We start from the raw sequence: 20,920 nt of genomic DNA on the forward strand, positions 1-20,920 counted from the left end.
ATGTTCTCGACGGCTTTCCTCGACCTGCCCCCGCTCGCCGGCGCCGCCGGCACCGTGCGCCTGCCGGGCTCCAAGAGCATCTCCAACCGCGTGCTGCTGCTGGCCGCGCTGGCGAGCGGCACCACCACCATCCACGACCTGCTCGACTCGGACGACACGCGCGTGATGCTCGACGCCCTGCGCGCGCTCGGCTGCGGCATCGCCCCCGACGGCAACACCGTGCGCATCACCGGCCTGGGCGGCCAGTTGAAGCCCAACGCAACGCTGCTGCCGCTGTTCCTGGGCAACGCCGGCACCGCCATGCGCCCACTGACGGCGGCGCTGTCGCTGCTGGGCGGCGAGTTCGAACTCAGCGGCGTGCCGCGCATGCACGAACGCCCGATCGGCGACCTCGTCGATGCGCTGACGCAACTCGGCTGCCGCATCGACTACCTCGGCAACCCGGGCTACCCGCCGCTGCGTATTAACCCCGTGCCGCATGGCGAACTGGCGCTCGATGCGCCGATTCGCGTGCGCGGCGACGTGTCGAGCCAGTTCCTGACCGCCCTGCTGCTGGGGCTGCCGCTGGCGGCAGCCGGCGACATCGTGATCGAGGTGGTCGGCGAGCTGATTTCCAAGCCGTACATCGAGATCACGCTGAACCTGCTGGCGCGCTTCGGCATCCAGGTGCGGCGCGACGGCTGGGAGCGCTTCACCATTCAGGCCGGCAGCCGCTACAGCTCGCCGGGCGACATCCACGTGGAGGCCGATGCCTCCTCCGCCAGCTATTTCATTGCGCTTGGCGCGATTGCGGCGGGCATGCCGGGCAAAAATGGCATCCGCATCGAAGGCGTGGGCGCCGATTCGATCCAGGGCGACATCCGCTTCATCGACGCCGCCCGCCAGATGGGCGCGCTGATCGACAGCGGGCCGAACTGGCTCGAAGTGCGCCGCGGCGCCTGGCCGCTGAAGGCGATCGACCTCGACGCCAACCACATTCCCGACGCCGCCATGACGCTGGCCGTGATGGCGCTTTACGCCGACGGCCCGACCACGCTGCGCAACATCGCGAGCTGGCGCGTGAAGGAAACTGACCGCATCGACGCCATGGCCAACGAGCTGCGCAAGCTCGGCGCCACCGTGGAGGCCGGGCCCGACTTCATTCGCGTGCACCCGCTGGCGCACGCCGGCTGGCGCCCGGCCAGCATCCACACCTACGACGACCACCGCGTGGCCATGTGCTTCTCGCTGGCGGCGTTCAACCCGGCCGGGGCGCCGGTGCGCATTCTCGACCCGCACTGCGTCGCCAAGACCTTTCCCGACTACTTCGAGACCCTGTTCTCGGTGGCCGAGGCCGCCGAGCTGCCGGTGATCTGCATCGACGGCCCCACCGCCTCCGGCAAAGGCACGCTCGCCTCCGAAGTGGCCCGCCTGCTGGGCTACCACTACCTCGACTCGGGCTCGCTGTACCGCGTCACCGGCCTGGCCATGCGCCGCGCCGGCCTGAGCGCCGAGCCGCAGCACGAGGCGCAGATCGCCGCCCTGGCGGCCGCCCTGCCCCTGCAGTTCACGCAGGGCCAGGTGCTGCTCGGTGGCGAGGACGTCAGCGAAGACATTCGCACCGAAGCCGCCGGCATGGACGCCTCGCGCGTCTCTGCCCTGCCCGCCGTGCGGGCGGCGCTGCTGGGGCTGCAGCAGCGCTTTCGCGAGCTGCCGGGCCTGGTGGCCGACGGCCGCGACATGGGCACCGTGATCTTCCCCGACGCCACGCTCAAGGTGTTCCTTACCGCAAGCGCCGCGCAGCGCGCCGAACGGCGCCATAAGCAGTTGATTTCAAAGGGTATTTCGACTACACTCGACAGTCTTCGCTCCGACTTGGAAGCACGTGACGCCCGGGACTCATCCCGCAGCGTCGCCCCTCTGAAGCCGGCGCAAGACGCTCGCCACCTCGACAACTCCCAGCTTTCCATCGAGCAATCGATCGACCAGGTGTTGGAGTGGTGGCAACAAGTACAGCCCTTCAAGTCCGCTTGAGAGGCTGGCGCCCAACTGAATATCGCCAGATCTTCAGGGGGCGCATACCGCTCCCGCAGGCTCTCTTCGCGCGACAGCGCACCGGCCTGCTGGTTGTTCAACGAACCCGGGCTCACGCCCAAAAAACCGCCGTCTACAGACCCACAGCAGCCGCACGCAATTTCGCAAGAGCGCCTGCCAACACTGCCTGACGGAAGGAACCATAAATGTCTGAATCTTTTGCCGACCTGTTCGAAGAGTCCCTGAAGCGTTCCGAAATGCGCACCGGCGAGGTCATCACGGCCGAAGTCGTGCGTGTCGAACACAACCACGTCGTCGTCAACGCCGGTCTGAAGTCCGAAGCGTATGTGCCGATCGAAGAGTTCAAGAACGACAAGGGCGAACTCGAAGTCCAGGCCGGCGATTTCGTTTCCGTTGCCATCGGCAGCGTTGAAAACGGTTACGGCGACACCATCCTCTCGCGCGACACCGCCAAGCGTCTGGCTTCGTGGCTCGCCCTGGAGAAGGCCCTGGAATCCGGCGACTTCGTCACCGGCACCACCAGCGGCAAGGTCAAGGGCGGCCTGACCGTTCTGGTCAACGGCATCCGCGCATTCCTGCCGGGCTCGCTGATCGACACGCGTCCCATCAAGGACCTGACCCCGTACGAGAACAAGACCCTTGAATTCAAGGTCATCAAGCTCGACCGCAAGCGCAACAACGTCGTGCTGTCGCGCCGTGCCGTGGTCGAAGCCAGCATGGGCGAAGAGCGCGCCAAGCTGATGGAAACCCTGAAGGAAGGCGCAGTCGTGCGCGGCGTGGTCAAGAACATCACCGAATACGGTGCGTTCGTGGACCTCGGCGGCATCGACGGCCTGCTGCACATCACCGACATGGCATGGCGCCGTGTTCGCCACCCGAGCGAAGTCGTTCAGGCCGGCCAGGAAATCACCGCCAAGATCCTCAAGTTCGACACCGAAAAGAACCGTGTCTCGCTGGGTCTGAAGCAAATGGGTGACGACCCGTGGATGGGCGTTTCGCGCCGCTACCCGCAATCGACCCGCCTGTTCGGCAAGGTCACGAACATTGCCGACTACGGCGCGTTCGTCGAACTCGAACCCGGCATCGAAGGCCTGGTGCACGTCTCCGAAATGGACTGGACCAACAAGAACATCGCTCCGAACAAGATCGTCTCGCTCGGCGACGAAGTCGAAGTCATGGTTCTGGAAATCGACGAAGACAAGCGCCGCATCAGCCTGGGCATGAAGCAGTGCAAGGCCAACCCGTGGCAAGAGTTCGCTCAAAACACCAAGCGTGGCGACCGCGTCAAGGGCCCGATCAAGTCGATCACCGACTTCGGCGTGTTCGTTGGCCTGGCTGCCGGCATCGACGGTCTGGTTCACCTGTCTGACCTCTCGTGGAACGAAGCCGGCGAAACCGCCGTTCGCAACTACAAGAAGGGCCAGGAAGTCGAAGCGCTCGTGCTGGCAGTCGACGTCGACCGCGAACGCATCTCGCTGGGCATCAAGCAACTCGACAGCGACCCGTTCACCACGTTCACCACCGTGAACGACAAGGGCCAGATCGTGACCGGCAAGGTCAAGACCGTGGACGCCCGCGGCGCTGAAATCGACCTGGGCGAGGACATCCTCGGCTACCTGCGTGCTTCGGAAATCTCGCGCGACCGCGTCGAAGATGCCCGCAACGTGCTGAAGGAAGGCGACGAAGTCACCGCCATCGTCGTGAATGTGGATCGCAAGACCCGCAACATTCAGCTGTCGATCAAGCAGAAGGACATGGTCGACGAACAAGGCGCCATGGCCAACCTGAGCCAGCAGTCGGCACGCGAAAACGCGGGCACGACCAGCCTGGGCGCCCTGCTGCGCGCCAAGCTCGACAACAGCGACAACAAGTAAGCTGAGTCCGAAGACAGAGCAGGCCCTGGGGCCGCTCTGTCTTTTTTTTCGTCCACGTTTTTGTTTGGCCCATGACCCGCTCAGACCTCGTCGAAGAACTTGCAGCGCGCTTTGCGCAGCTCACGCACCGCGATGCGGAATACGCCGTCAAGACCATCCTGGACGCGATGAGCGACGCGTTGGTGCGCGGACACCGCATCGAGATCCGTGGCTTCGGCAGCTTCTCGGTCAACCGGCGTCCGCCGCGCATCGGACGCAATCCGCGTTCGGGCGAGAGCGTGCAGATTCCCGAAAAGCGGGTGCCGCACTTCAAGCCCGGCAAGGCGCTGCGCGAGGCCGTGGACGCAAAGACGGCAGAGCTCGATGCGGGCAAGGAAGCCAAGGCCGTCAAGGCGTCCAAGGCCTCGAGTGCCTGATGCACGGGCGAGCGAAATGCCTGCAAACGTAGAATGCCTCCCGCAACGGGAACGGCTATGAAATACCTCCTGTGGCTGCTCAAGGCAGCCATTTTTTTTACGCTCTTCGCTTTCGCGCTGAACAACCAGCAAGACGCGACCGTCTACTTCTTCTTCGGTACCTACTGGCGCGCGCCGCTGGTGCTTGTCGTGCTCGCGGCATTTGCCGGCGGGCTGGTGGTGGGTGCGCTGGGCATGCTGCCGGGCTGGTGGAAACACCGTGCCGCCGCGGCACAGCTGCCCGCTGTGGCACAAGCCCAGGCACCGATGCCCACCACCGCCGCAGCCGCCACAGCAACAGCCGCGGCGCCCTCCATTTCCGCCACCGACCTCCCCGCCGTACGTCAACATGGACTTTGATCCCAGCTGGCTGCTGATCAGCCTGCCCGTCGCCTTTGTGCTGGGCTGGCTCGCATCGCGCTTCGACATCCGGCAACTCAAGCTGGAGAACCGCCAGGCCCCCAAAGCCTACTTTCGCGGCCTGAACTTTCTGCTCAACGAGCAGCAGGACCAAGCCATCGACGCCTTCATCGAGGCCGTGCAGAACGACCCCGACACGCAGGAGCTGCACTTTGCGCTCGGCAACCTGTTTCGCCGCCGCGGCGAATACCAGCGCGCGGTGCGCGTGCACGAGCATCTGCTCGGACGGGGCGACCTGAGCCGCAGCGACCGCGAGCGCGCCCAGCATGCGCTGGCGCAAGACTTCTTGCGCGCCGGCCTGCTCGACCGCGCCGAGGCCGCGCTGCACAAGCTCGAAGGCACGCGCTACGAGAACGAAGCGCGGCTGTCGCTGCTGGCCATCTACGAGCGCTCGCGCGAGTGGTCGCAGGCCGCCGACGTGGCACGCAAGCTCGACGAGTCCGACCAGGCCAGCTACAGCACGCGCCGCGCGCACCACCTGTGCGAGCAGGCCACCGAGCACGTCGCGTCCGGCGATCTGCCAGGTGCCGCAACGCTGCTGGCGGCCGCCGTCGAGCTCGCGCCCCAGGCACCGCGCCCCGCCATCGACACGGCCAACCTGCAACTGCGCAGCGGCAACGCAGCCGGCGCCTTCGACACGCTGGCGGCACTGAGCGACACCGCGCCGCTCGCGCTGCCGCTCTATGCCTCGGCCCTGCAGCAGGCCGCGGTCGCAGCGCACCGCGAAGCCGATGCGCTCGCGTTGCTGCAACGGCGCTATGTGGAGTCGCCCTCCATCGACGTACTCGAATCAGTGATCGCGCTCGGCGGCACGCCCAGCGCCAGCGCGCAAGACCCGCAGCCCACGCCGCGCGACGGCTACATCGCCCACCTTGCGCAGCAGCCTTCGCTGGTGGCGGCCTCGCGCTGGCTGGCGGGCGAGCGCTTCGAGCACGAGCAGTTCCATCCGCAGGTGCAACGCGCGCTCGACCAGGCCACGCGACCGCTCATGCGCTACCGCTGCGCGGCCTGCGGCTTCGAGGCGCACCAGTACTTCTGGCACTGCCCCGGCTGCCAGGCCTGGGACAGCTATCCGCCGCGCCGCGTCGAAGAACTCTGATCACTTTTTTGAACAATGGTCACGTGAAAGCAGGCAATGCTTTCGCGCGTCAACGACCCGCTTCCTGCCCCCGTTGAGCGCGGGCCGACGTTCCTGTCGGCTGTCAGTCATATCAACAATCAGGGAGTAAAAAATGATCTTCAAGAAGTTGCTGGCCGCCACGGCCATGCTGGTCGCGATGGCTTCGTTTGCCGCGGTCGACGTCAACAAGGGCACCGCGGCCGACCTCGACGGCATCAAGGGCGTCGGCCCGGCGATGTCCAAACGCATCCTCGATGCGCGCAAGGAAGGCGAGTTCAAGGACTGGCCCGACCTCATGCAGCGCGTGAAGGGCGTGAAGGAAAAGAAGGCCGAGAAGCTGTCGGGCGAAGGCCTCACGGTCAACGGCAAGACCTTCGGTGGCGCAGCACCCGCCGAAGCCAAGACGAGCAAGCCAGCCAAGGCCGCCAAGCCCTGAGCACCTGGCCGCACCCATGCCAAGCAAAGCCGCCTTCGGGCGGCTTTTTCATGCGTGCACCAAGGCAGGGAAATGCCTCACCGATGGCCCGGAATTTGCACGTATGCTCTTTTTCGCTTTCACTTTCATACGTTCCGGAGCACTCATGAATCACAAGTTCGGCATTGCCCTCATTGGCCTGACCCTCAGCACAGCAGCCTTCGCGCAGACCAAGTGGGACCTGCCCACCGCCTACCCGGCAAGCAACTTCCACACGGAGAACATCACCCAGTTCGCCAGCGACGTGGACAAGGGCAGCGGCGGCAAGCTCAAGATCACGGTGCATTCCAATGCCTCGCTGTTCAAGGCGCCCGAGATCAAGCGCGCCGTGCAAGGCGGCCAGGCCCAGTTGGGCGAAATCCTGCTGGTGAACTACCAGAACGAATGGCAGATGTTCGGTGCCGACGGCATTCCGTTCCTGGCCGACAGCTATGACGCCGCCTGGAAGCTCTACCAGGCGCAAAAGCCGGTGCTCGAGAAGAAGCTGGCCGAGCAAGGCATCGTGCTGCTCTACACGGTGGCCTGGCCGCCGCAAGGCATCTTCGTGAAGAAGGAAATTGCCTCGGCCGCCGACCTGAAGGGCGTGAAGTGGCGCGCCTACAGCCCGGCCACCGCGCGCATCGGCGAGCTTGTGGGCGCGCAGCCCGTCACGGTGCAGCAGGCCGAGCTGTCGCAGGCCATGGCCACCGGCGTGATCGAGTCGTACATGTCCTCGGGCTCCACCGGCTACGACACCAAGACCTACGAATACATCAAGAACTTCTACGACACCCAGGCCTGGCTGCCGAAGAACGCGATCCTCATGAACAAGAAGGCCTTCGACGCGCTCGACAAGCCCACGCAAGACGCGGTGCTCAAGGCCGCGGCAGACGCCGAAAAGCGCGGCTGGGACCTGTCGAAGAAAAAGAACGTCGAGTACCTCGAGCTGCTCAAGAAGAACGGCATGACGGTGCACGTGCCCTCCGCGCAACTGAAGGCCGACATGAAGAAGGTCGGCGACACCATGATCAAGGAGTGGACCGAAAAGGCCGGCCCCGAAGGCCAGGCCGTGGTCGACGCCTACAAGAAGATGTGAGGCGGACTCGAACTGCACCCGATGCGCAAGACGCTTGATCTTCTCTACATGGGCGCCGCCGCATTGGCGGCGCTTTCCATGATCGGCCTGCTGGTGATGGTGCTGCTGTCCATCATCGGCCGGCAGCTTCACTTCAACATTCCAGGCATCGATGCCTACGCGGGCTACCTGATGGCCGGCGCGGGTTTCCTGGCGCTGGCGCACACGCTCAAGCGCGGCGAGCACATCCGCGTGACGCTGGTGCTGCAGCGCCTGCCGCCCGCGGCGCAGCGCTGGCTCGAGCGCTGGGCCATGGGCGCCGCGACGCTGCTCGCGATGCTCTTTGCGTGGTACAGCATTCGGCTGGTCTGGCAGTCGCTCGACTACCACGACATTTCCACCGGGAACGACGCCACGCCGCTGTGGATACCGCAGCTGTCGATGGCGCTGGGCACTGTCGTCTTCGCCATTGCATCGCTCGACGAATTCGTGATCGAGTGGCGCGGCCGTCCTGCCAAGGCCCCCGAAACGGAGGCGCTTCGCCATGAGTGACATCGGTATTGCCGGCCTGCTGATTGCAGCGCTGTTTCTCATTCTGGGCAGCGGCGTGTGGATCGGGCTCACGCTCTCGGGCGTGGCATGGATCGCCATGCAGATCTTCTCGTCCCGCGCCGCCGGGGACGCCATGGCCGTGACCATCTGGGGGTCGGCCTCCAGCTGGACGCTCACCGCGCTGCCGCTGTTCGTGTGGATGGGCGAAATCCTGTTTCGCACGCGGCTCTCGCAGGACATGTTCAAGGGCCTCGCGCCCTGGATGCAAAGCCTGCCGGGCCGCCTGCTGCACACCAACGTGGTGGGCTGCGCGGTGTTTGCCGCGGTGTCGGGCTCGAGTGCGGCCACCTGCGCCACCATCGGCAAGATGAGCCTGCCCGAGCTCAAGCGCCGCGGCTACCCGGACGACATGGTCATCGGCACGCTGGCCGGCGCCGGCACGCTCGGGCTGCTGATTCCGCCGTCGATCATCATGATCGTCTATGGGGTGAGCGCGGACGTGTCGATTGCGCGGCTGTTCATCGCGGGCGTCATTCCGGGCATCCTGCTCGCAGTGCTGTTCTCGGGCTACATCGTGTTCTGGGCGCTGCGCAATCCCGACAAGGTGCCGCCGGCCGACGCCACGCTGCCGTTCGTGGAAAAGCTCAAGGCGTCGATGTCGCTGATTCCGGTGGCGCTGCTCATTTTGTCGGTGCTGGGCTCCATCTACGCCGGCATTGCCACCGCGACCGAGGCTGCGGCCGTGGGCGTGATGGGCGCAATGATCATCTCCGGCGTGCAGGGCTCGCTGACCTGGCAAAGCTTCAAGGAGGCGCTGCTGGGCGCCACGCGCCTGTATTGCATGATGGCGCTGATCCTCGCGGGCGCGGCCTTTCTCACGCTGGCCATGGGCTACATCGGCCTGCCGCGGCACCTGGCCGAATGGATCGGCTCGCTCGGGCTGTCGAAGTTTCAGCTCATCCTGATGCTGGCCGCCTTCTATGTGGTGCTGGGCTGCTTCCTGGACGGCATCTCGATGGTGGTGCTGACCATGGGCGTGATCATGCCGACCGTCACCGCGGCGGGCATCGACCCGGTGTGGTTCGGCATCTTCATCGTGCTGGTGGTCGAAATGGCGCAGATCACGCCGCCGGTGGGCTTCAACCTGTTCGTGCTGCAAGGCATGACGGGCAGAGACCTGCTCTACATCGCGCGGGTGACGCTGCCGATGTTCTTCCTGATGGTGGCGGCGGTGCTCATCATCTACTTCGTGCCGCAACTGGTGACGTGGCTGCCGCAGCAGATGGCGCCCTGACAATCGAGGCATGCTGCTTCCGATTCTTGCGATCTGCGTGGGCGCCTCCATCGGCGCCCTGGCCCGCTGGGGCCTGGCTCTCTGGTTTGGCGCGGGCGGCCTCATGCCCTGGGGCACGCTGGCCGCCAACCTGATTGGCGGGTACCTCATCGGCGTGGCCATTGCCACCTTTCAGCTGCTGCCAGACCTCGACCCGGTCTGGCGGCTCGCGCTGGTGACCGGTTTTCTGGGCGGCCTCACCACCTTCTCCAGCTTCTCGGCCGAAGTCGTGACCATGCTGCTCGAAGGCCGCGTGGGCGTGGCAATGCTCACGGCTGCGGCCCACCTCGGCGGCTCGCTCTTTTGCACATGGCTGGGCATTCGCAGCGTGCAGGCCTTCTCGGCCTGAATGTCCCAAAAACAGCCTTATGTCTTACGGTTATAGATAAGGCCTTCCATAGGGGCCGCCGATAGAATCAACCCCAATGCCCCTGGTCTTTCTCGTCGCACTCCCCTTTATCGCCAGCGTGCTGGCCGCGTTGATGCCGTCCAACGCGCGCAACAGGGAGTCGACCCTGGCGGGGCTGGTCGCGCTGGGCTGCGCCATCCAGGCCGCATGGTTCTTTCCGCAGATTGCCCACGGCAATGTGCTGCGCCAGGAAATCGAATGGCTGCCCGCGCTGGGCCTGAACCTGGTGTTTCGCATGGACGGCTTTGCATGGCTGTTCTGCATGCTGGTGCTGGGCATCGGCGCGCTGGTGGTGCTGTATGCGCGCTACTACATGTCGGCCTCCGACCCGGTGCCGCGCTTCTTCTCGTTCTTTCTCGCGTTCATGGGCGCGATGATGGGCGTGGTGCTGTCGGGCAACCTGGTTCAGATGGTGCTGTTCTGGGAGCTCACCAGCCTCTTCTCGTTTCTGCTCATCGGCTACTGGCACCACCGCCGCGACGCTCGGCGCGGCGCGCGCATGGCGCTCACCGTCACCGGCGCGGGCGGGCTGTGCCTGCTGGCCGGCGTGCTGGTGCTGGGGCGCATCGTGGGCAGCTACGAGCTCGACGTGGTGCTGGCCTCGGGCGACCTCATTCGCGCGCATGCGCTGTACCCGGTGGTGCTGGTGCTGGTGCTGCTGGGCGCCTTCACCAAGAGCGCGCAGTTCCCGTTCCACTTCTGGCTGCCGCGCGCCATGGCCGCGCCCACGCCGGTGTCGGCCTATCTGCACTCGGCCACCATGGTGAAGCTGGGCGTGTTCCTGATGGCGCGGCTGTGGCCGGTGCTCTCGGGCACCGAGCAATGGTTCTGGCTGGTGGGTGGCGCGGGTGCCATCACGTTGCTGCTGGGCGGCTTCGCGGCCATGTTCCAGCGCGACCTGAAGGCGCTGCTGGCCTACTCGACCATCTCGCACCTGGGCCTCATCACGCTGCTGCTGGGGCTGAACAGCCCGCTGGCGGCGGTGGCGGCGGTCTTCCACGTGATGAACCACGCCACCTTCAAGGCGTCGCTGTTCATGGCGGCCGGCATCATCGACCACGAGACCGGCACGCGCGACATTCGCAAGCTCAGCGGCCTGATGAGGCTGATGCCCATCACCGGCACGCTGGCCATCATCGCCAGCGCGTCAATGGCCGGCGTGCCGCTGCTCAACGGCTTTCTGTCGAAGGAAATGTTCTTCGCGGAGACGGTGTTCATCCAAGCCACGCCGTGGGTCGACTTCAGCCTGCCGGTGATCGCCACCATCGCGGGCATCTTCAGCGTGGCGTATTCGGCGCGCTTTGTGTTCGACGTGTTCTTCGGCCCGCCCTGCGGCAACGACGTGCCCAAGCACCCGCACGAGCCGCCGCACTGGATGCGCGTGCCGGTCGAGCTGCTGGTGTTGGTGTGCCTGGTGGTGGGCGTCGCGCCGGCCTGGTCGGTCGGCCCGATGCTGGCGGCCGCGGCCGCGCCGGTGGTGGGCGGCGTGCTGCCGGAATACAGCCTGGCCGTGTGGCACGGCTTCAACCTGCCGCTGGTGATGAGCTTCGTGGCGCTGGTGGGTGGTGGCGTGCTGTACCTGCTGCAACGCCGCCAGCGCGCACAGGGCGGCCTTGAAAACACGCCGCTGCTGCACCGCTTCGACGGGCAGGTCATCTTCGAGCACCTGCTCGCGATGCTGAGCGAAGCCGGGCGGCGCAGCCGTCGCCTGTTCGGCACGCGCCGCATGCAGTGGCAGTTGCTGCTGCTGGTGGTGGTGGCCGTGGCGGGCGCCGCCGCGTCGCTCTGGGCGACGCCCGCCGCGCCCGGCACGCGCGAGCTGCTGCCCTTCTCGCCGATGTTCGCCATGACCTGGGTCATCGGCGGCACCTGCGCGCTGGCCGCCGCCTGGCAGGCCAAGTTCCACCGGCTCGCCGCGCTCATGCTGGCATCAGCTGCGGGGCTGGTGTCTTGCGTTACCTACATCTGGTTCTCCGCACCCGACCTGGCGCTGACGCAACTGGTGGTCGAGGCCGTGACCACCGTGCTGATCTTGCTGGGCCTGCGCTGGCTGCCGATGCGCAGCAAGGACGTGATTCAACCCGCGCGCGCGCGGCTGCGCCCGTGGGGCCGGCGCGGGCGCGACTTGCTGGTGGCCACCATTGCTGGCGGCGGCATGGCCGCGCTGGCCTGGGCCATGATGACGCGCACCTTCCCGCAGAGCATCTCGCCCTTCTTTCTGGAGCGCGCGCTCACCGAGGGCGGCGGCACCAACGTGGTCAACGTGATGCTGGTCGACTTCCGCGGCTTCGACACCTTCGGCGAGATCACCGTGCTGGGCATCGTGGCGCTCACTGTCTATGCGCTGCTGCGGCGCTTCAGGCCCGCCATCGAGTCGATGGCCCTGCCGACGCAGCAGCGCCTGCAGGTGGACGACGGCAGCAGCGACCTGCTGAACCCGCGCCGCGCCACCGACACCGCCATCGGCTACCTGATGGTGCCGGCCGTGCTGGTGCGGCTGGTGCTGCCGCTGGCGGTGCTGGTGTCGGTGTACTTCTTCATGCGCGGGCACAACGCGCCGGGCGGCGGCTTCGTCGCCGGGCTGGTGATGTCGGTCGCGCTGGTGCTGCAGTTCATCGTGTCGGGCACCGAGTGGGTGGAAGAGCATCTGCGCATCTACCCGCGCCGCTGGATCGCCATCGGCCTGCTGCTGGCGCTGTGCACGGGCGGCGGCGCGGTGGTGTTCGGCTACCCCTTCCTGACCACGCACACCGCGCACCTGCACCTGCCCGTGCTCGGCGAGGTGCACGTGCCCAGCGCCCTCTTCTTCGACATCGGCGTGTTCGCGCTGGTGCTCGGCGCCACCATGCTGATATTGACCGCGCTGGCCCACCAGTCCGTGCGAAGCCACCGCTGGGCCGACGAGCAGGCCGAAAAAGAAGCCCTGGCCGCGGCCGAAGGCGCGGGGGGAGCGCACTGATGGAAATCGTGCTCGCACTCGCCATTGGCGTGCTCACCGGCTCGGGCGTGTACATGCTGCTGCGCCCGCGCACCTTCCAGGTCATCATGGGCCTGACGCTCATCTCCTACGCGGTGAACCTGTTCATCTTCAGCATGGGGCGGCTCAAGGTCGACAGCGAGCCGGTGCTCATCAAGGGCTTCCAGGCCACGCTGGCCAACACGGCCGACCCGATGCCCCAGGCCCTGGTGCTCACGGCCATCGTGATCGGCTTTGCCATGACGGCGCTGTTCCTCGTGGTGATGCTCGCCTCGCGCGGCCTCACCGGCACCGACCATGTGGACGGTGAAGAACGGCAGGAGGCCGAGTGAACGAAATCTTCCACCTGCTCGATGAGTTTCTCGAGTTCAGCATGCCGCACCTGGTGGCGGTGCCCATCCTCGTGCCCATGCTCACCGCCGCGCTCATGCTGCTGCTGGGCGAGAACCGTCGGCGTACCAAGTCTTTCCTGAGCGTGGTTTCGGGCCTTGTCGGCCTGCTGGCCGCGCTGGCTCTGCTGCGCTGGGTGAACGCGGCGGACACCGGCGGCGGGCCCGGCTCCATCGGCGTGTACCTTCCGGGCAACTGGCGCGCGCCCTTCGGCATCGTGCTGGTGGCCGACCGGCTCTCCACCATGATGGTGGCGCTCACCGGCGTCATCGCCTTCGCGGCGTCGATCTACTCCACCTCTCGGTGGGACCGCGCGGGCGTGCACTTTCATCCCTTGCTGCAGCTGCAGCTGATGGGCCTGAACGGTGCGTTTCTCACGGGCGACCTGTTCAACCTGTTCGTCTTCTTCGAGGTGATGCTCGCGGCCTCCTACGGCCTGCTGCTGCACGGCTCGGGCCGGCTGCGGGTGCAGGCGGGGCTGCACTACATCGCGATCAACCTGGCGGCGTCTTCGCTGTTCCTCATCGGCGCGGCCATTCTTTATGGCGTGACCGGCACGCTGAACATGGCCGACCTGGGCGTGCGCATCGCCGAGCTCGCGCCGGGCGACCGCGGCCTCGTGCATGCGGCCGCGGCCATTCTGGCCACGGCTTTCTTCGCCAAGGCGGGCGCGTGGCCGCTCAACTTCTGGCTGGTGCCGGCGTACAGCGCGTCGGTGTCGCCGGTGGGCGCGGTGTTTGCGCTGCTCACCAAGCTAGGCATCTATACCATCCTGCGGCTGTGGACGGTGCTGTTCGCGCCCGACACCGGCGCCTCGGCCGCCTTCGGGCAGGTGGCGCTGGTGGGCATCGGGCTGGCCACGCTGTTCGTGGGCGCCATGGGCATCGTGGGCACGCAGCGGCTGTCCAACCTGGCGGGCTTCAGCGTGCTGGTGTCCGCGGGCACGCTGCTGGCGGCGGTCGGCCTCGGCCAGCCGGACGTGTGGGCCGGCGCGCTGTACTACCTGCTGAGCTCCACGGTCGCGGTGAGCGCCTTCTTCTTGCTGACCGACATGATCGAGCGCTGGCGCAACGCGGGCATGAGCGTGGCGCCGCACGAGGCCGCGGGCAATGCGCCCTACCTCACCGAAGACCTGCGCGTGCTGTCCGACGTGAACCTCGACGACGAGGCCCAGGCGCTCTACGGCCGCGCCATTCCCGCCGGCGTCGCCTTCCTGGGCCTGAGCTTCATGGGCTGCACGCTGTTGCTGGCGGGGCTGCCACCGCTGTCGGGCTTCGTCGGCAAGTTCGCGATGCTGTCGGGCCTGCTGAACGCGCCGGCCATCGGCAGCGCCGGCTGGACCTTTCTGACGCTGCTGATCGTCTCGGGCTTTCTGTCGCTCATTGCATTGAGCCGCACCGGCATTCGCCATTTCTGGACCCAGCCCCACGCCACCATGCCCTCGCTGCCCGCGCTCGAAGTGCTGCCGGTGGCCGGCCTGCTGGCGGCCTGCGTTGCGCTGACCGTGTGGGCCGAGCCCGTCATGCAGCACGCCAAGGCCACCGCCGAAGGCCTGAAGACGCCTACCGCGTACCGTCAAGCGGTGCTGGGTGCCAAGCAGGTGCCCAACCCGGTGAAGAAGGAGGGCACGGCCCCATGAAGCGCCTGGTTCCGTCCCCGCCGTTGTCGGTTGCGTTGTTCGTGGTGTGGATACTGCTCGAGCAGTCGCTGGAGGCCGTCACGCTGCTGTCGGCCGTGGTGCTGGCCATTGCCGTGCCGTTGCTCACCAAGGGCCTGCGCCCGGCGGCGGTGCGCATGCGCCGGCCTGGCGTGGCGCTTCGCCTGTCCTTCGTTGTCACCTTCGACATGCTGAAGTCGGCGTTCGACGTGGCGCGCCTGCTGCTCACGCGGCGCACCGCGCGCATCGAATCCAGGTTCGTGCAGATTCCGCTGGACATGCGCGACCCCAACGGCCTGGCGGTGCTTGCGATGGTGATGTGCCTCACGCCCGGCACGGCCTGGGGCGAAGTGGCGTTCGACCGCAGCACGTTGCTGATTCATGTGTTCGACCTGGACGACGATGCCGCCTTCGTCGCCATGATCAAGCAGCGCTACGAACGCCCCCTGATGGAGATCTTCGAGTCATGACACCCATCCTTTTCTGGGCCTTGAAGTTCGCGTTGTTCCTGCTGGCGGTGGCCATGCTGTGCGCGGTCTCGCGCCTGTTGATAGGCCCCACGGCGCAAGACCGCGTGATGGCGCTGGACTGTCTGTATGTCAACGGCATGCTCATGATGCTGGTGCTGGGCATCATCTACGCGAGCAATGTGTACTTCGAGGCGGCATTGCTGATCGCGTTGTTCGGCTTCGTGAGCTCGACAGCCATGGCCAAATTCTTGTTGCGCGGGGAGGTGATCGAATGAACGACTTCATCGTCGGTCCGTTGCCGTTGTGGGCGGAGATCATCACGGCGGTGTTCGCGGTGCTGGGCGCGGCTTTTGCGGCCATCGGGTCTTTCGGCCTGGTGCGGCTGCCGACCTTCTTTCGCCGCATTCATGCGCCCACGTTGGGCGCGACGGTGGGCGTGTGGTGCATGACCATTGCCACCATCGTCTACTTTTCGGTGCAGGGCTTCAGCCTGTTCCTGCACGCGGTGTTGATCGTGCTGTTCATCGCCCTCACCGCCCCGATCACTACCATTTTTCTGATGCGTGCTGCCCTCTTTCGGGAGCGGCAGAAGGGGGGCGATGTGCCGCCTGAGGCCAAGTCGAGCTGAGTCGTTTTTTGCGCGCTGCTGCTGTTCGGGGCGACGCTCACGCCGACGGGGTGCCTTGCTCCGCGAATGTCCCCCGGCCTGCGGCCTCCTCCTTTATTTCGCTGCGCAAGGCACCCCATCGACGTGAGCGTTGTTAAGAGCGGTCGTTGATCGTGCGATCACCAGCAGCGCGTCCACGGGCACAGGGCGTCGGGTGCTCCCCGCAGCGAAATAAAGGAGGAGCGAAGCGGGGGACATTCGCGGAGGGGAGTACCCGGCGGCCTGTGCACGCGCCCTGAACAACAGCGCCCTGAAAACTCAGCTAGGCAGCAACTGCTGCATCTCCTTGGCCCGAGCCACCTCGACCTCACGCGGCAACGTCACCGCATTCTTGACAGCCAGAATCTCCGCCATGACGCTCACCGCTATCTCAGGCGGCGTCTTGCTGCCGATGTAGATGCCGATCGGCCCACGCAACCGAGCAAGCGATTCGTCCGTCTGCTCGAAGTGCTCGATCATCCGGTCGCGCCGCGCGTCTGCATTGCGACGCGAACCAATGGCGCCGACGTAAAAGGCCTCGCTCTGCAGCGCTTCGAGCAACGCAAGATCGTCCAGCTTGGGATCGTGCGTTAGCGCCACCACACAGCTGCGACGGTCCGGCTTGAACGCCAGCACCGCGTCGTCAGGCATCTCCGTCGTGATGTGCACACCGGGCACCGACCACGCCGTGCGGTACTCCGCGCGCGGGTCGCATAGCGTCACCGCAAAACCACTGAACTTGGCCATCGTCGCCAGGTACTCGGCGAGCTGGCCCGCACCGATCAACAGCATCCGGTACTCCGGCCCGAAAGTGTTGGTGAGCTCGGTGTCGTTCACGCTGAGCTCGTCCGGCGCCCTGGCTTCGGCCAGCCGCACCGCACCGGTGGTCAGCGCAACCGTGCGCTTCATGAGCTTGCCCTGCTCCAGCTGCGCGACCAGCAGGTCGAGCGATTCTGCATCTGGGGCGTATTCGAGCAACAGCTCCAGCGTGCCACCGCAAGGCAGCCCGAAGCGGTGCGCCTCGTCGGCGGTGATGCCGTATTTCACCAGCGCGGGCGGCGCGCCCAGGGGCACATCTTCGCCCTTGCCGTGGGCGTGGCTGTAGCGCGCGATCAGGTCGTCCTCGATGCAGCCGCCGGAGACCGAGCCGACCACGGCACCGTCTTCCGCCAACGCCATGATCGAACCCACGGGCCGCGGCGACGAGCCCCAGGTGCGCACCACGGTCGTGAGCAGCGCGCGCTTGCCGGCGCGCCGCCAGTCGCGCAAGGTGCGCAGCACCATGACGTCGAGGTTTTCCATGAAATGAAGCGCGTCGCCTGCTCAGTCGGCGTCGCCGGCCGGGGCGGCGTCGTCCTTCTTGCCCAGGCCCATCTTCTTCATGAGGCCGGACATCATGCCGGCCTTCTCCGCGGGCACTTCGGCGCCATCGGCCACCACGGGCGGGGGGCCGTAGCGGCTGCGCATCTCGGCTTCGAAGCGCTTGAAGAAGTCATCGGCGGTCGACTTGGCGGCGCCGTCGATCAGCCGCTGGCCGAGCTGGGCGATCTTGCCGCCGACCTGGGCCTGCACTGTGTAGTCGAGCTCGCAGCCAGTGGGGGCCGACACGGGCACAGCGGCCGTGGCCTCGTGCGCGATGGCTGCATCGACCGGGGCTGCATCCGCCGGCGTGTTGGCCGCTGCATCCGCCGGCACATCCGACAGCGGCTTGAGCGTGACGCTCGATGCGCCCTTGGCGAAGCCCGCCACGCCACCCTGCCCCTCGAAGGTGAGCTTGTAGCCATGGGGCGCCACGATGTCCGACAGCATCACCTTGCCGTTGAACTTGGCCGACACCGGGCCGATCTTGACCGCGAGCGCCACGCTGTAGGTGTTGTCGCCCACCAGCTCGAACTTGTCGCAGCCGGGAATGCACTTCTTCAGTGTTTCGGGGTCGTTGAGCGCTTCCCAGGCCTGTTGTTGGGTGACGCCGAGGCGGCGGTTTCCGAGCATTTCCATGGTGGGTTCCTTTTTTGTCGTTGCCGGGCCGCGTCAGCGACCGGAGCGCATCAGCGCGGCCAGGCTGGCGGCGAACTGTTCGAGTGCGCTGAGATTGTGAACCGCGAGCATCGCGTCCGCATGCCGGTGCAGCACGCCGGCCCCTCGGGCCAGAGGGGCGTAGCCGTCGAAGCGCAGCAGCGGGTTGAGCCACAGCAGGCGGCGCGAATGGCGCCTCAGCCACAGCAGCTCCTGCTCCAGCAGCGCGGGTTCGCCGGTGTCGAGCCCGTCGCTGATCACCAGCACAAGCGTGCGACGCCCGGTGAGGCGGCGCGCGTGGGCCAGGCGCAGTTCGCTCAGCGAACTGCCCAGCCGGGTGCCGCCCGCAAAGTCGTCGATGGCCAGGCTGGCGGCGCCGAGCATGGCGTCGGTGTCGGCCAGGCGGAAGGCCGGCGTCAGGTCGGTCAGACCGGTGCCGAAGGCGAACACGTCGCGCCGGCCCGCACGCCGCGTGGCCGCATGCAGAAAGGCCAGCAGCAGGCGCGCATAGCGCTCCATCGAGCCCGACACGTCGACCAGCACCAGCAGCGGCAAGGGCTGCAGGCGACGGGCCAGCCTGGGCAAGCGCAGGATCTCGCCGCCGGTGCGCGCGGCCTCCTGCAGCACGCCGGGCCAGTGCATGCGTGCATGCTGGCGGCCCGCGTCGCCGGTGACGCGCAGGCGGCGCGAAGGCAGCTCGGGAATGGGCAGGCGGATGTCGCGCGCGAGCCGCTCGACCAGCAGGTACTCGGCCGCGCCCAACGCGTTGAAGTCGGCGTTGTGCAGCCGCTCGCGGTCGCTCGCGGTCATGGCGGCGTCAAACTCCAGCTCGCGGTCGGGCTTGGCGGGTTCGAGCGGTTTGGCGAGGTTGCGCGGCGCGGTAAGGGCCTCGCGCACGCGCGGGCGGCGCCTGGAGGGCTCGGCCTTGCCTTCGGCGCTGGGCAGCATCTGCGCGAGCAGCTTGTTGGCCAGTTCGGGGTCGCGAAACCATGCGTCGAACAGCTCGCGGAACACCATGCGGTCTTGCTCGCGGCTGACCATCACGGCCTCCATTGCGGCGCCCAGGTCGAGCTTGTCTTGCACGCCCACCAGCGTGGCGGCTTCGGCGGCCAGCGCGATGCGCATGGCGTCGGTGCGCACGCCGGCGCGGCGCAGCGCACGGCCAAAGGCGGTGATGTTGCCCGCGAGCTTGCCGCTGCGAACGTCGCCGAGTTGGGGAATGCCGGCCATGCGGGCTGCCTCGACCGGGGACGCGCTCAGCGCGCGGCGGGCGCCTCGGGGCGCAGCAGCTCCGACGCCAGTTCCCGCGTGAGCGCGGCCACATCGTCGCGCTGCTTGAACAGGATGCCGGCGGTGTCGACCACCACCTCGGGGTCGAGCTCCACGGTGTCGAGTGCAATCAGCGCCCTCGCCCACTCCACGCTCTCGGCGATGCCGGGTGCGCGCTGGAATGCATTGAGGAAGGGCGCCTCGCGCAGCCGCGCCACGAAGGCCGACACCTGCGCCGACAGCGTCTCGCCGGCCTGCGGCACCTGGGCCCGCACGATGGCCAGTTCGCGCTCGCGCTCCGGGTAGTCGAGCCAGTGGTAGAGGCAGCGGCGCTTCACCGCGTCGTTGAGCTCGCGCGTGCGGTTGCTCGTGAGGATGGTCACGGGCGGCACCACGGCGCGCACCGTGCCCAGTTCAGGAATGCTCACCTGGTACTCGCCCAGGTATTCGAGAAGAAAGGCCTCGAAGGGCTCGTCGGCGCGGTCGACCTCGTCGATCAGCAGCACGGCACCGGGCGCGGGCGTCTGCAGGGCCTGCAGCAGCGGACGGCGGATGAGGTAGTGCGGCTGGTAGACCTCGGCTTCCACGTCGCGCGCCGCGCCGCTGGCTTCAGCTGCACGCATGTGCAGCAGTTGCGCGGCGTAGTTCCACTCGTAGAGCGCCTCGCGCTGCTCAAGCCCGTCGTAGCACTGCAGGCGCAGCAGCTCGCGGCTCAGCGCCTTCGACAATGCTTTGGCCAGCTCGGTCTTGCCGACACCGGGCTCGCCTTCGAGCAGCAACGGGCGCTGCAGCTTCAACGCCAGAAACACGGCCGTGGCCAGGCGCCTGTCGGCAAAGTAGCCGGCCTGCATCAGGCCTTCGGAGAGGGAATCGATGGTCGCAAAGGTCATGGCGAAGCGTAGCGGAAGGCGCGCGGGTGCCGCGTCTTCCGGCACCCTGTCAGGCACGCTGATGGGTTCAGCCCAGCGCCTTGGTCACCGCGCGTTGCGTCAGCACGCTGATGAGGTTGGCGCGGTACGCGGCCGACGCATGCAGGTCGCTGTTGAGTTCGCTCGCATCGATCTTCACGGCAGCGGCGGACGCCGCAGTGAAGCTCTGGTTGAGCGCGTCTTCCAGCCCCGCATGGCGGAACACGCCATTGCCCGCGCCGGTGACGGCCACGCGCACGCCGCTGTCGTACTGCGCCAGGAAGATGCCGACCAGCGGAAAGTGCGAAGCCTTCTGGCGCAGCTTTTCGTACACGGCGCGCTTCGGAATGGGAAAGCGGATGGCGGTGATCAGCTCGTCTTCTTCCAGCGCAGTGGTGAACAGGCCCAGGAAGAAATCGTCCGCGGCAATCTCGCGCTTCGACGTGACCACAGTGGCGCCGGTGCCCAGCACCGCGCTCGGGTAGCAGGCAGCCGGGTCGTTGTTGGCCACCGAGCCGCCGAGCGTGCCCATGGCGCGCACCTGCCGGTCGCCGATGCGCGAGGCCAAGTCGGCCAGTGCCGGAAAGGCGGCCTTCAGCTCGGCGTGGTTGGCCACGTCGAGGTGGCGCGACATGGCGCCGATGGTGAAGGCGTTGCCGTCCTGCTTGATGCCCGTGAGCTCTGCAATGCCGCTCAGGTCGACCAGTTGCCCGGGCGCCGAGAGCCGCAGCTTCATGGAGGCCAGCAGCGTCTGGCCGCCCGCCAGCGGCTTGGCGCCGGCTGTCACGAGCTGCGTGGCGTCGGCCAGGGAGGCGGGCCGTTCGAGTGTGAAGGCGTACATGGTGTGTGGTTCCTTCTTTG

The 20,920-nt window shown here is 67.0% G+C and carries 21 protein-coding genes; 16 read left to right on the forward strand and 5 right to left on the reverse strand.

Annotation, left to right across the window (positions count from 1 at the left end; genetic code table 11):
- The 16 genes from VLK31_RS01000 to mnhG all read left to right on the forward strand — a co-directional run bounded on the left by VLK31_RS01000 (position 1) and on the right by mnhG (position 15,848).
- Positions 1 to 2,013: a bifunctional 3-phosphoshikimate 1-carboxyvinyltransferase/cytidylate kinase gene (locus VLK31_RS01000; protein ID WP_409166505.1), complete on the forward strand. Its 2,013-nt coding sequence runs from the start codon at positions 1 to 3 to the stop codon at positions 2,011 to 2,013.
- A gap of 206 nt (positions 2,014 to 2,219) precedes the next feature.
- Positions 2,220 to 3,908: a 30S ribosomal protein S1 gene (gene rpsA, locus VLK31_RS01005; protein WP_409166506.1), complete on the forward strand. Its 1,689-nt coding sequence runs from the start codon at positions 2,220 to 2,222 to the stop codon at positions 3,906 to 3,908.
- A gap of 71 nt (positions 3,909 to 3,979) precedes the next feature.
- Complete coding sequence (locus tag VLK31_RS01010) at positions 3,980 to 4,324, forward strand: integration host factor subunit beta (protein WP_409166507.1); 345 nt, start codon at positions 3,980 to 3,982, stop codon at positions 4,322 to 4,324.
- Between the two features lie 57 nt (positions 4,325 to 4,381).
- Positions 4,382 to 4,723 (forward strand): lipopolysaccharide assembly LapA domain-containing protein, encoded by a 342-nt coding sequence (locus VLK31_RS01015; protein WP_409166508.1) that lies wholly within the window; start codon positions 4,382 to 4,384, stop codon positions 4,721 to 4,723.
- Positions 4,713 to 5,882, forward strand: coding sequence for a lipopolysaccharide assembly protein LapB (gene lapB, locus VLK31_RS01020; protein WP_409166509.1), 1,170 nt, complete (start codon positions 4,713 to 4,715; stop codon positions 5,880 to 5,882). The genes VLK31_RS01015 and lapB overlap by 11 nt, the downstream gene beginning before the upstream one ends.
- 133 nt (positions 5,883 to 6,015) lie before the next feature.
- Positions 6,016 to 6,339 (forward strand): ComEA family DNA-binding protein, encoded by a 324-nt coding sequence (locus tag VLK31_RS01025; RefSeq protein ID WP_409166510.1) that lies wholly within the window; start codon positions 6,016 to 6,018, stop codon positions 6,337 to 6,339.
- A 145-nt stretch (positions 6,340 to 6,484) separates the two neighbouring features.
- Complete coding sequence (locus VLK31_RS01030; protein ID WP_409166511.1) at positions 6,485 to 7,453, forward strand: TRAP transporter substrate-binding protein; 969 nt, start codon at positions 6,485 to 6,487, stop codon at positions 7,451 to 7,453.
- A gap of 21 nt (positions 7,454 to 7,474) precedes the next feature.
- On the forward strand, positions 7,475 to 7,984 hold the full coding sequence (locus VLK31_RS01035) for a TRAP transporter small permease (RefSeq protein ID WP_409166512.1): 510 nt from the start codon (positions 7,475 to 7,477) through the stop codon (positions 7,982 to 7,984).
- Positions 7,977 to 9,278 carry a TRAP transporter large permease gene (locus VLK31_RS01040; RefSeq protein WP_409166513.1) on the forward strand — a complete coding sequence of 434 codons (1,302 nt, stop codon included), beginning with the start codon at positions 7,977 to 7,979 and terminating at the stop codon, positions 9,276 to 9,278. The genes VLK31_RS01035 and VLK31_RS01040 overlap by 8 nt, the downstream gene beginning before the upstream one ends.
- Before the next feature lie 10 nt (positions 9,279 to 9,288).
- Entirely contained in the window at positions 9,289 to 9,666 is a 378-nt protein-coding gene (gene crcB, locus VLK31_RS01045; RefSeq protein ID WP_409166514.1) for a fluoride efflux transporter CrcB, read from the forward strand.
- Positions 9,667 to 9,742: 76 nt separating this feature from the next.
- Positions 9,743 to 12,685 carry a monovalent cation/H+ antiporter subunit A gene (locus VLK31_RS01050; RefSeq protein ID WP_409166515.1) on the forward strand — a complete coding sequence of 981 codons (2,943 nt, stop codon included), beginning with the start codon at positions 9,743 to 9,745 and terminating at the stop codon, positions 12,683 to 12,685.
- Positions 12,685 to 13,035, forward strand: a complete 351-nt coding sequence (locus VLK31_RS01055; protein WP_409166516.1) for a Na+/H+ antiporter subunit C — start codon at positions 12,685 to 12,687, stop codon at positions 13,033 to 13,035. Before VLK31_RS01050 ends, VLK31_RS01055 begins: the two co-directional genes overlap by 1 nt.
- Positions 13,036 to 13,076: 41 nt before the next feature.
- The gene (locus VLK31_RS01060) at positions 13,077 to 14,732 is read left to right on the forward strand and encodes a monovalent cation/H+ antiporter subunit D (protein ID WP_409167343.1); all 1,656 of its coding nucleotides are present in this window, start codon (positions 13,077 to 13,079) and stop codon (positions 14,730 to 14,732) included.
- Positions 14,729 to 15,220: a Na+/H+ antiporter subunit E gene (locus tag VLK31_RS01065; RefSeq protein ID WP_409166517.1), complete on the forward strand. Its 492-nt coding sequence runs from the start codon at positions 14,729 to 14,731 to the stop codon at positions 15,218 to 15,220. The genes VLK31_RS01060 and VLK31_RS01065 overlap by 4 nt, the downstream gene beginning before the upstream one ends.
- On the forward strand, positions 15,217 to 15,495 hold the full coding sequence (locus VLK31_RS01070) for a K+/H+ antiporter subunit F (protein WP_409166518.1): 279 nt from the start codon (positions 15,217 to 15,219) through the stop codon (positions 15,493 to 15,495). Before VLK31_RS01065 ends, VLK31_RS01070 begins: the two co-directional genes overlap by 4 nt.
- Positions 15,492 to 15,848, forward strand: coding sequence for a monovalent cation/H(+) antiporter subunit G (mnhG, locus tag VLK31_RS01075; RefSeq protein ID WP_409166519.1), 357 nt, complete (start codon positions 15,492 to 15,494; stop codon positions 15,846 to 15,848). Before VLK31_RS01070 ends, mnhG begins: the two co-directional genes overlap by 4 nt.
- Positions 15,849 to 16,145: 297 nt before the next feature.
- Here the strand turns inward: mnhG and VLK31_RS01080 are convergent, their stop codons facing one another.
- The 5 genes from VLK31_RS01080 to VLK31_RS01100 all read right to left on the reverse strand — a co-directional run bounded on the left by VLK31_RS01080 (position 16,146) and on the right by VLK31_RS01100 (position 20,900).
- Positions 16,146 to 17,168: an XdhC family protein gene (locus tag VLK31_RS01080; RefSeq protein WP_409166520.1), complete on the reverse strand. Its 1,023-nt coding sequence runs from the start codon at positions 17,166 to 17,168 to the stop codon at positions 16,146 to 16,148.
- A gap of 21 nt (positions 17,169 to 17,189) precedes the next feature.
- The gene (locus VLK31_RS01085; protein WP_409166521.1) at positions 17,190 to 17,864 is read right to left on the reverse strand and encodes a CoxG family protein; all 675 of its coding nucleotides are present in this window, start codon (positions 17,862 to 17,864) and stop codon (positions 17,190 to 17,192) included.
- Between the two features lie 33 nt (positions 17,865 to 17,897).
- Complete coding sequence (locus VLK31_RS01090) at positions 17,898 to 19,112, reverse strand: vWA domain-containing protein (protein WP_409166522.1); 1,215 nt, start codon at positions 19,110 to 19,112, stop codon at positions 17,898 to 17,900.
- Between the two features lie 26 nt (positions 19,113 to 19,138).
- Entirely contained in the window at positions 19,139 to 20,041 is a 903-nt protein-coding gene (locus tag VLK31_RS01095; RefSeq protein WP_409166523.1) for an AAA family ATPase, read from the reverse strand.
- Between the two features lie 67 nt (positions 20,042 to 20,108).
- Complete coding sequence (locus tag VLK31_RS01100) at positions 20,109 to 20,900, reverse strand: FAD binding domain-containing protein (RefSeq protein ID WP_409166524.1); 792 nt, start codon at positions 20,898 to 20,900, stop codon at positions 20,109 to 20,111.
- Positions 20,901 to 20,920 lie beyond the last annotated feature (20 nt).

This window comes from Variovorax sp. H27-G14 (assembly GCF_046156345.1).
Lineage (GTDB): Bacteria > Pseudomonadota > Gammaproteobacteria > Burkholderiales > Burkholderiaceae_C > Variovorax.

Coding starts and splice junctions, on each gene's coding strand:
- VLK31_RS01050 (WP_409166515.1), top strand. CDS start 9,743: ATGCCCCTGGTCTTTCTCGTCGCACTCCCCTTTATCGCCAGCGTGCTG.
- VLK31_RS01040 (WP_409166513.1), top strand. CDS start 7,977: ATGAGTGACATCGGTATTGCCGGCCTGCTGATTGCAGCGCTGTTTCTC.
- VLK31_RS01030 (WP_409166511.1), top strand. CDS start 6,485: ATGAATCACAAGTTCGGCATTGCCCTCATTGGCCTGACCCTCAGCACA.
- VLK31_RS01090 (WP_409166522.1), bottom strand. CDS start 19,112: ATGGCCGGCATTCCCCAACTCGGCGACGTTCGCAGCGGCAAGCTCGCG.
- rpsA (WP_409166506.1), top strand. CDS start 2,220: ATGTCTGAATCTTTTGCCGACCTGTTCGAAGAGTCCCTGAAGCGTTCC.
- VLK31_RS01065 (WP_409166517.1), top strand. CDS start 14,729: ATGAAGCGCCTGGTTCCGTCCCCGCCGTTGTCGGTTGCGTTGTTCGTG.
- VLK31_RS01025 (WP_409166510.1), top strand. CDS start 6,016: ATGATCTTCAAGAAGTTGCTGGCCGCCACGGCCATGCTGGTCGCGATG.
- VLK31_RS01100 (WP_409166524.1), bottom strand. CDS start 20,900: ATGTACGCCTTCACACTCGAACGGCCCGCCTCCCTGGCCGACGCCACG.
- VLK31_RS01080 (WP_409166520.1), bottom strand. CDS start 17,168: ATGGAAAACCTCGACGTCATGGTGCTGCGCACCTTGCGCGACTGGCGG.
- VLK31_RS01035 (WP_409166512.1), top strand. CDS start 7,475: ATGCGCAAGACGCTTGATCTTCTCTACATGGGCGCCGCCGCATTGGCG.
- VLK31_RS01060 (WP_409167343.1), top strand. CDS start 13,077: ATGCCGCACCTGGTGGCGGTGCCCATCCTCGTGCCCATGCTCACCGCC.
- VLK31_RS01085 (WP_409166521.1), bottom strand. CDS start 17,864: ATGGAAATGCTCGGAAACCGCCGCCTCGGCGTCACCCAACAACAGGCC.
- VLK31_RS01055 (WP_409166516.1), top strand. CDS start 12,685: ATGGAAATCGTGCTCGCACTCGCCATTGGCGTGCTCACCGGCTCGGGC.
- crcB (WP_409166514.1), top strand. CDS start 9,289: ATGCTGCTTCCGATTCTTGCGATCTGCGTGGGCGCCTCCATCGGCGCC.
- mnhG (WP_409166519.1), top strand. CDS start 15,492: ATGAACGACTTCATCGTCGGTCCGTTGCCGTTGTGGGCGGAGATCATC.
- VLK31_RS01070 (WP_409166518.1), top strand. CDS start 15,217: ATGACACCCATCCTTTTCTGGGCCTTGAAGTTCGCGTTGTTCCTGCTG.
- lapB (WP_409166509.1), top strand. CDS start 4,713: ATGGACTTTGATCCCAGCTGGCTGCTGATCAGCCTGCCCGTCGCCTTT.
- VLK31_RS01015 (WP_409166508.1), top strand. CDS start 4,382: ATGAAATACCTCCTGTGGCTGCTCAAGGCAGCCATTTTTTTTACGCTC.
- VLK31_RS01010 (WP_409166507.1), top strand. CDS start 3,980: ATGACCCGCTCAGACCTCGTCGAAGAACTTGCAGCGCGCTTTGCGCAG.
- VLK31_RS01000 (WP_409166505.1), top strand. CDS start 1: ATGTTCTCGACGGCTTTCCTCGACCTGCCCCCGCTCGCCGGCGCCGCC.
- VLK31_RS01095 (WP_409166523.1), bottom strand. CDS start 20,041: ATGACCTTTGCGACCATCGATTCCCTCTCCGAAGGCCTGATGCAGGCC.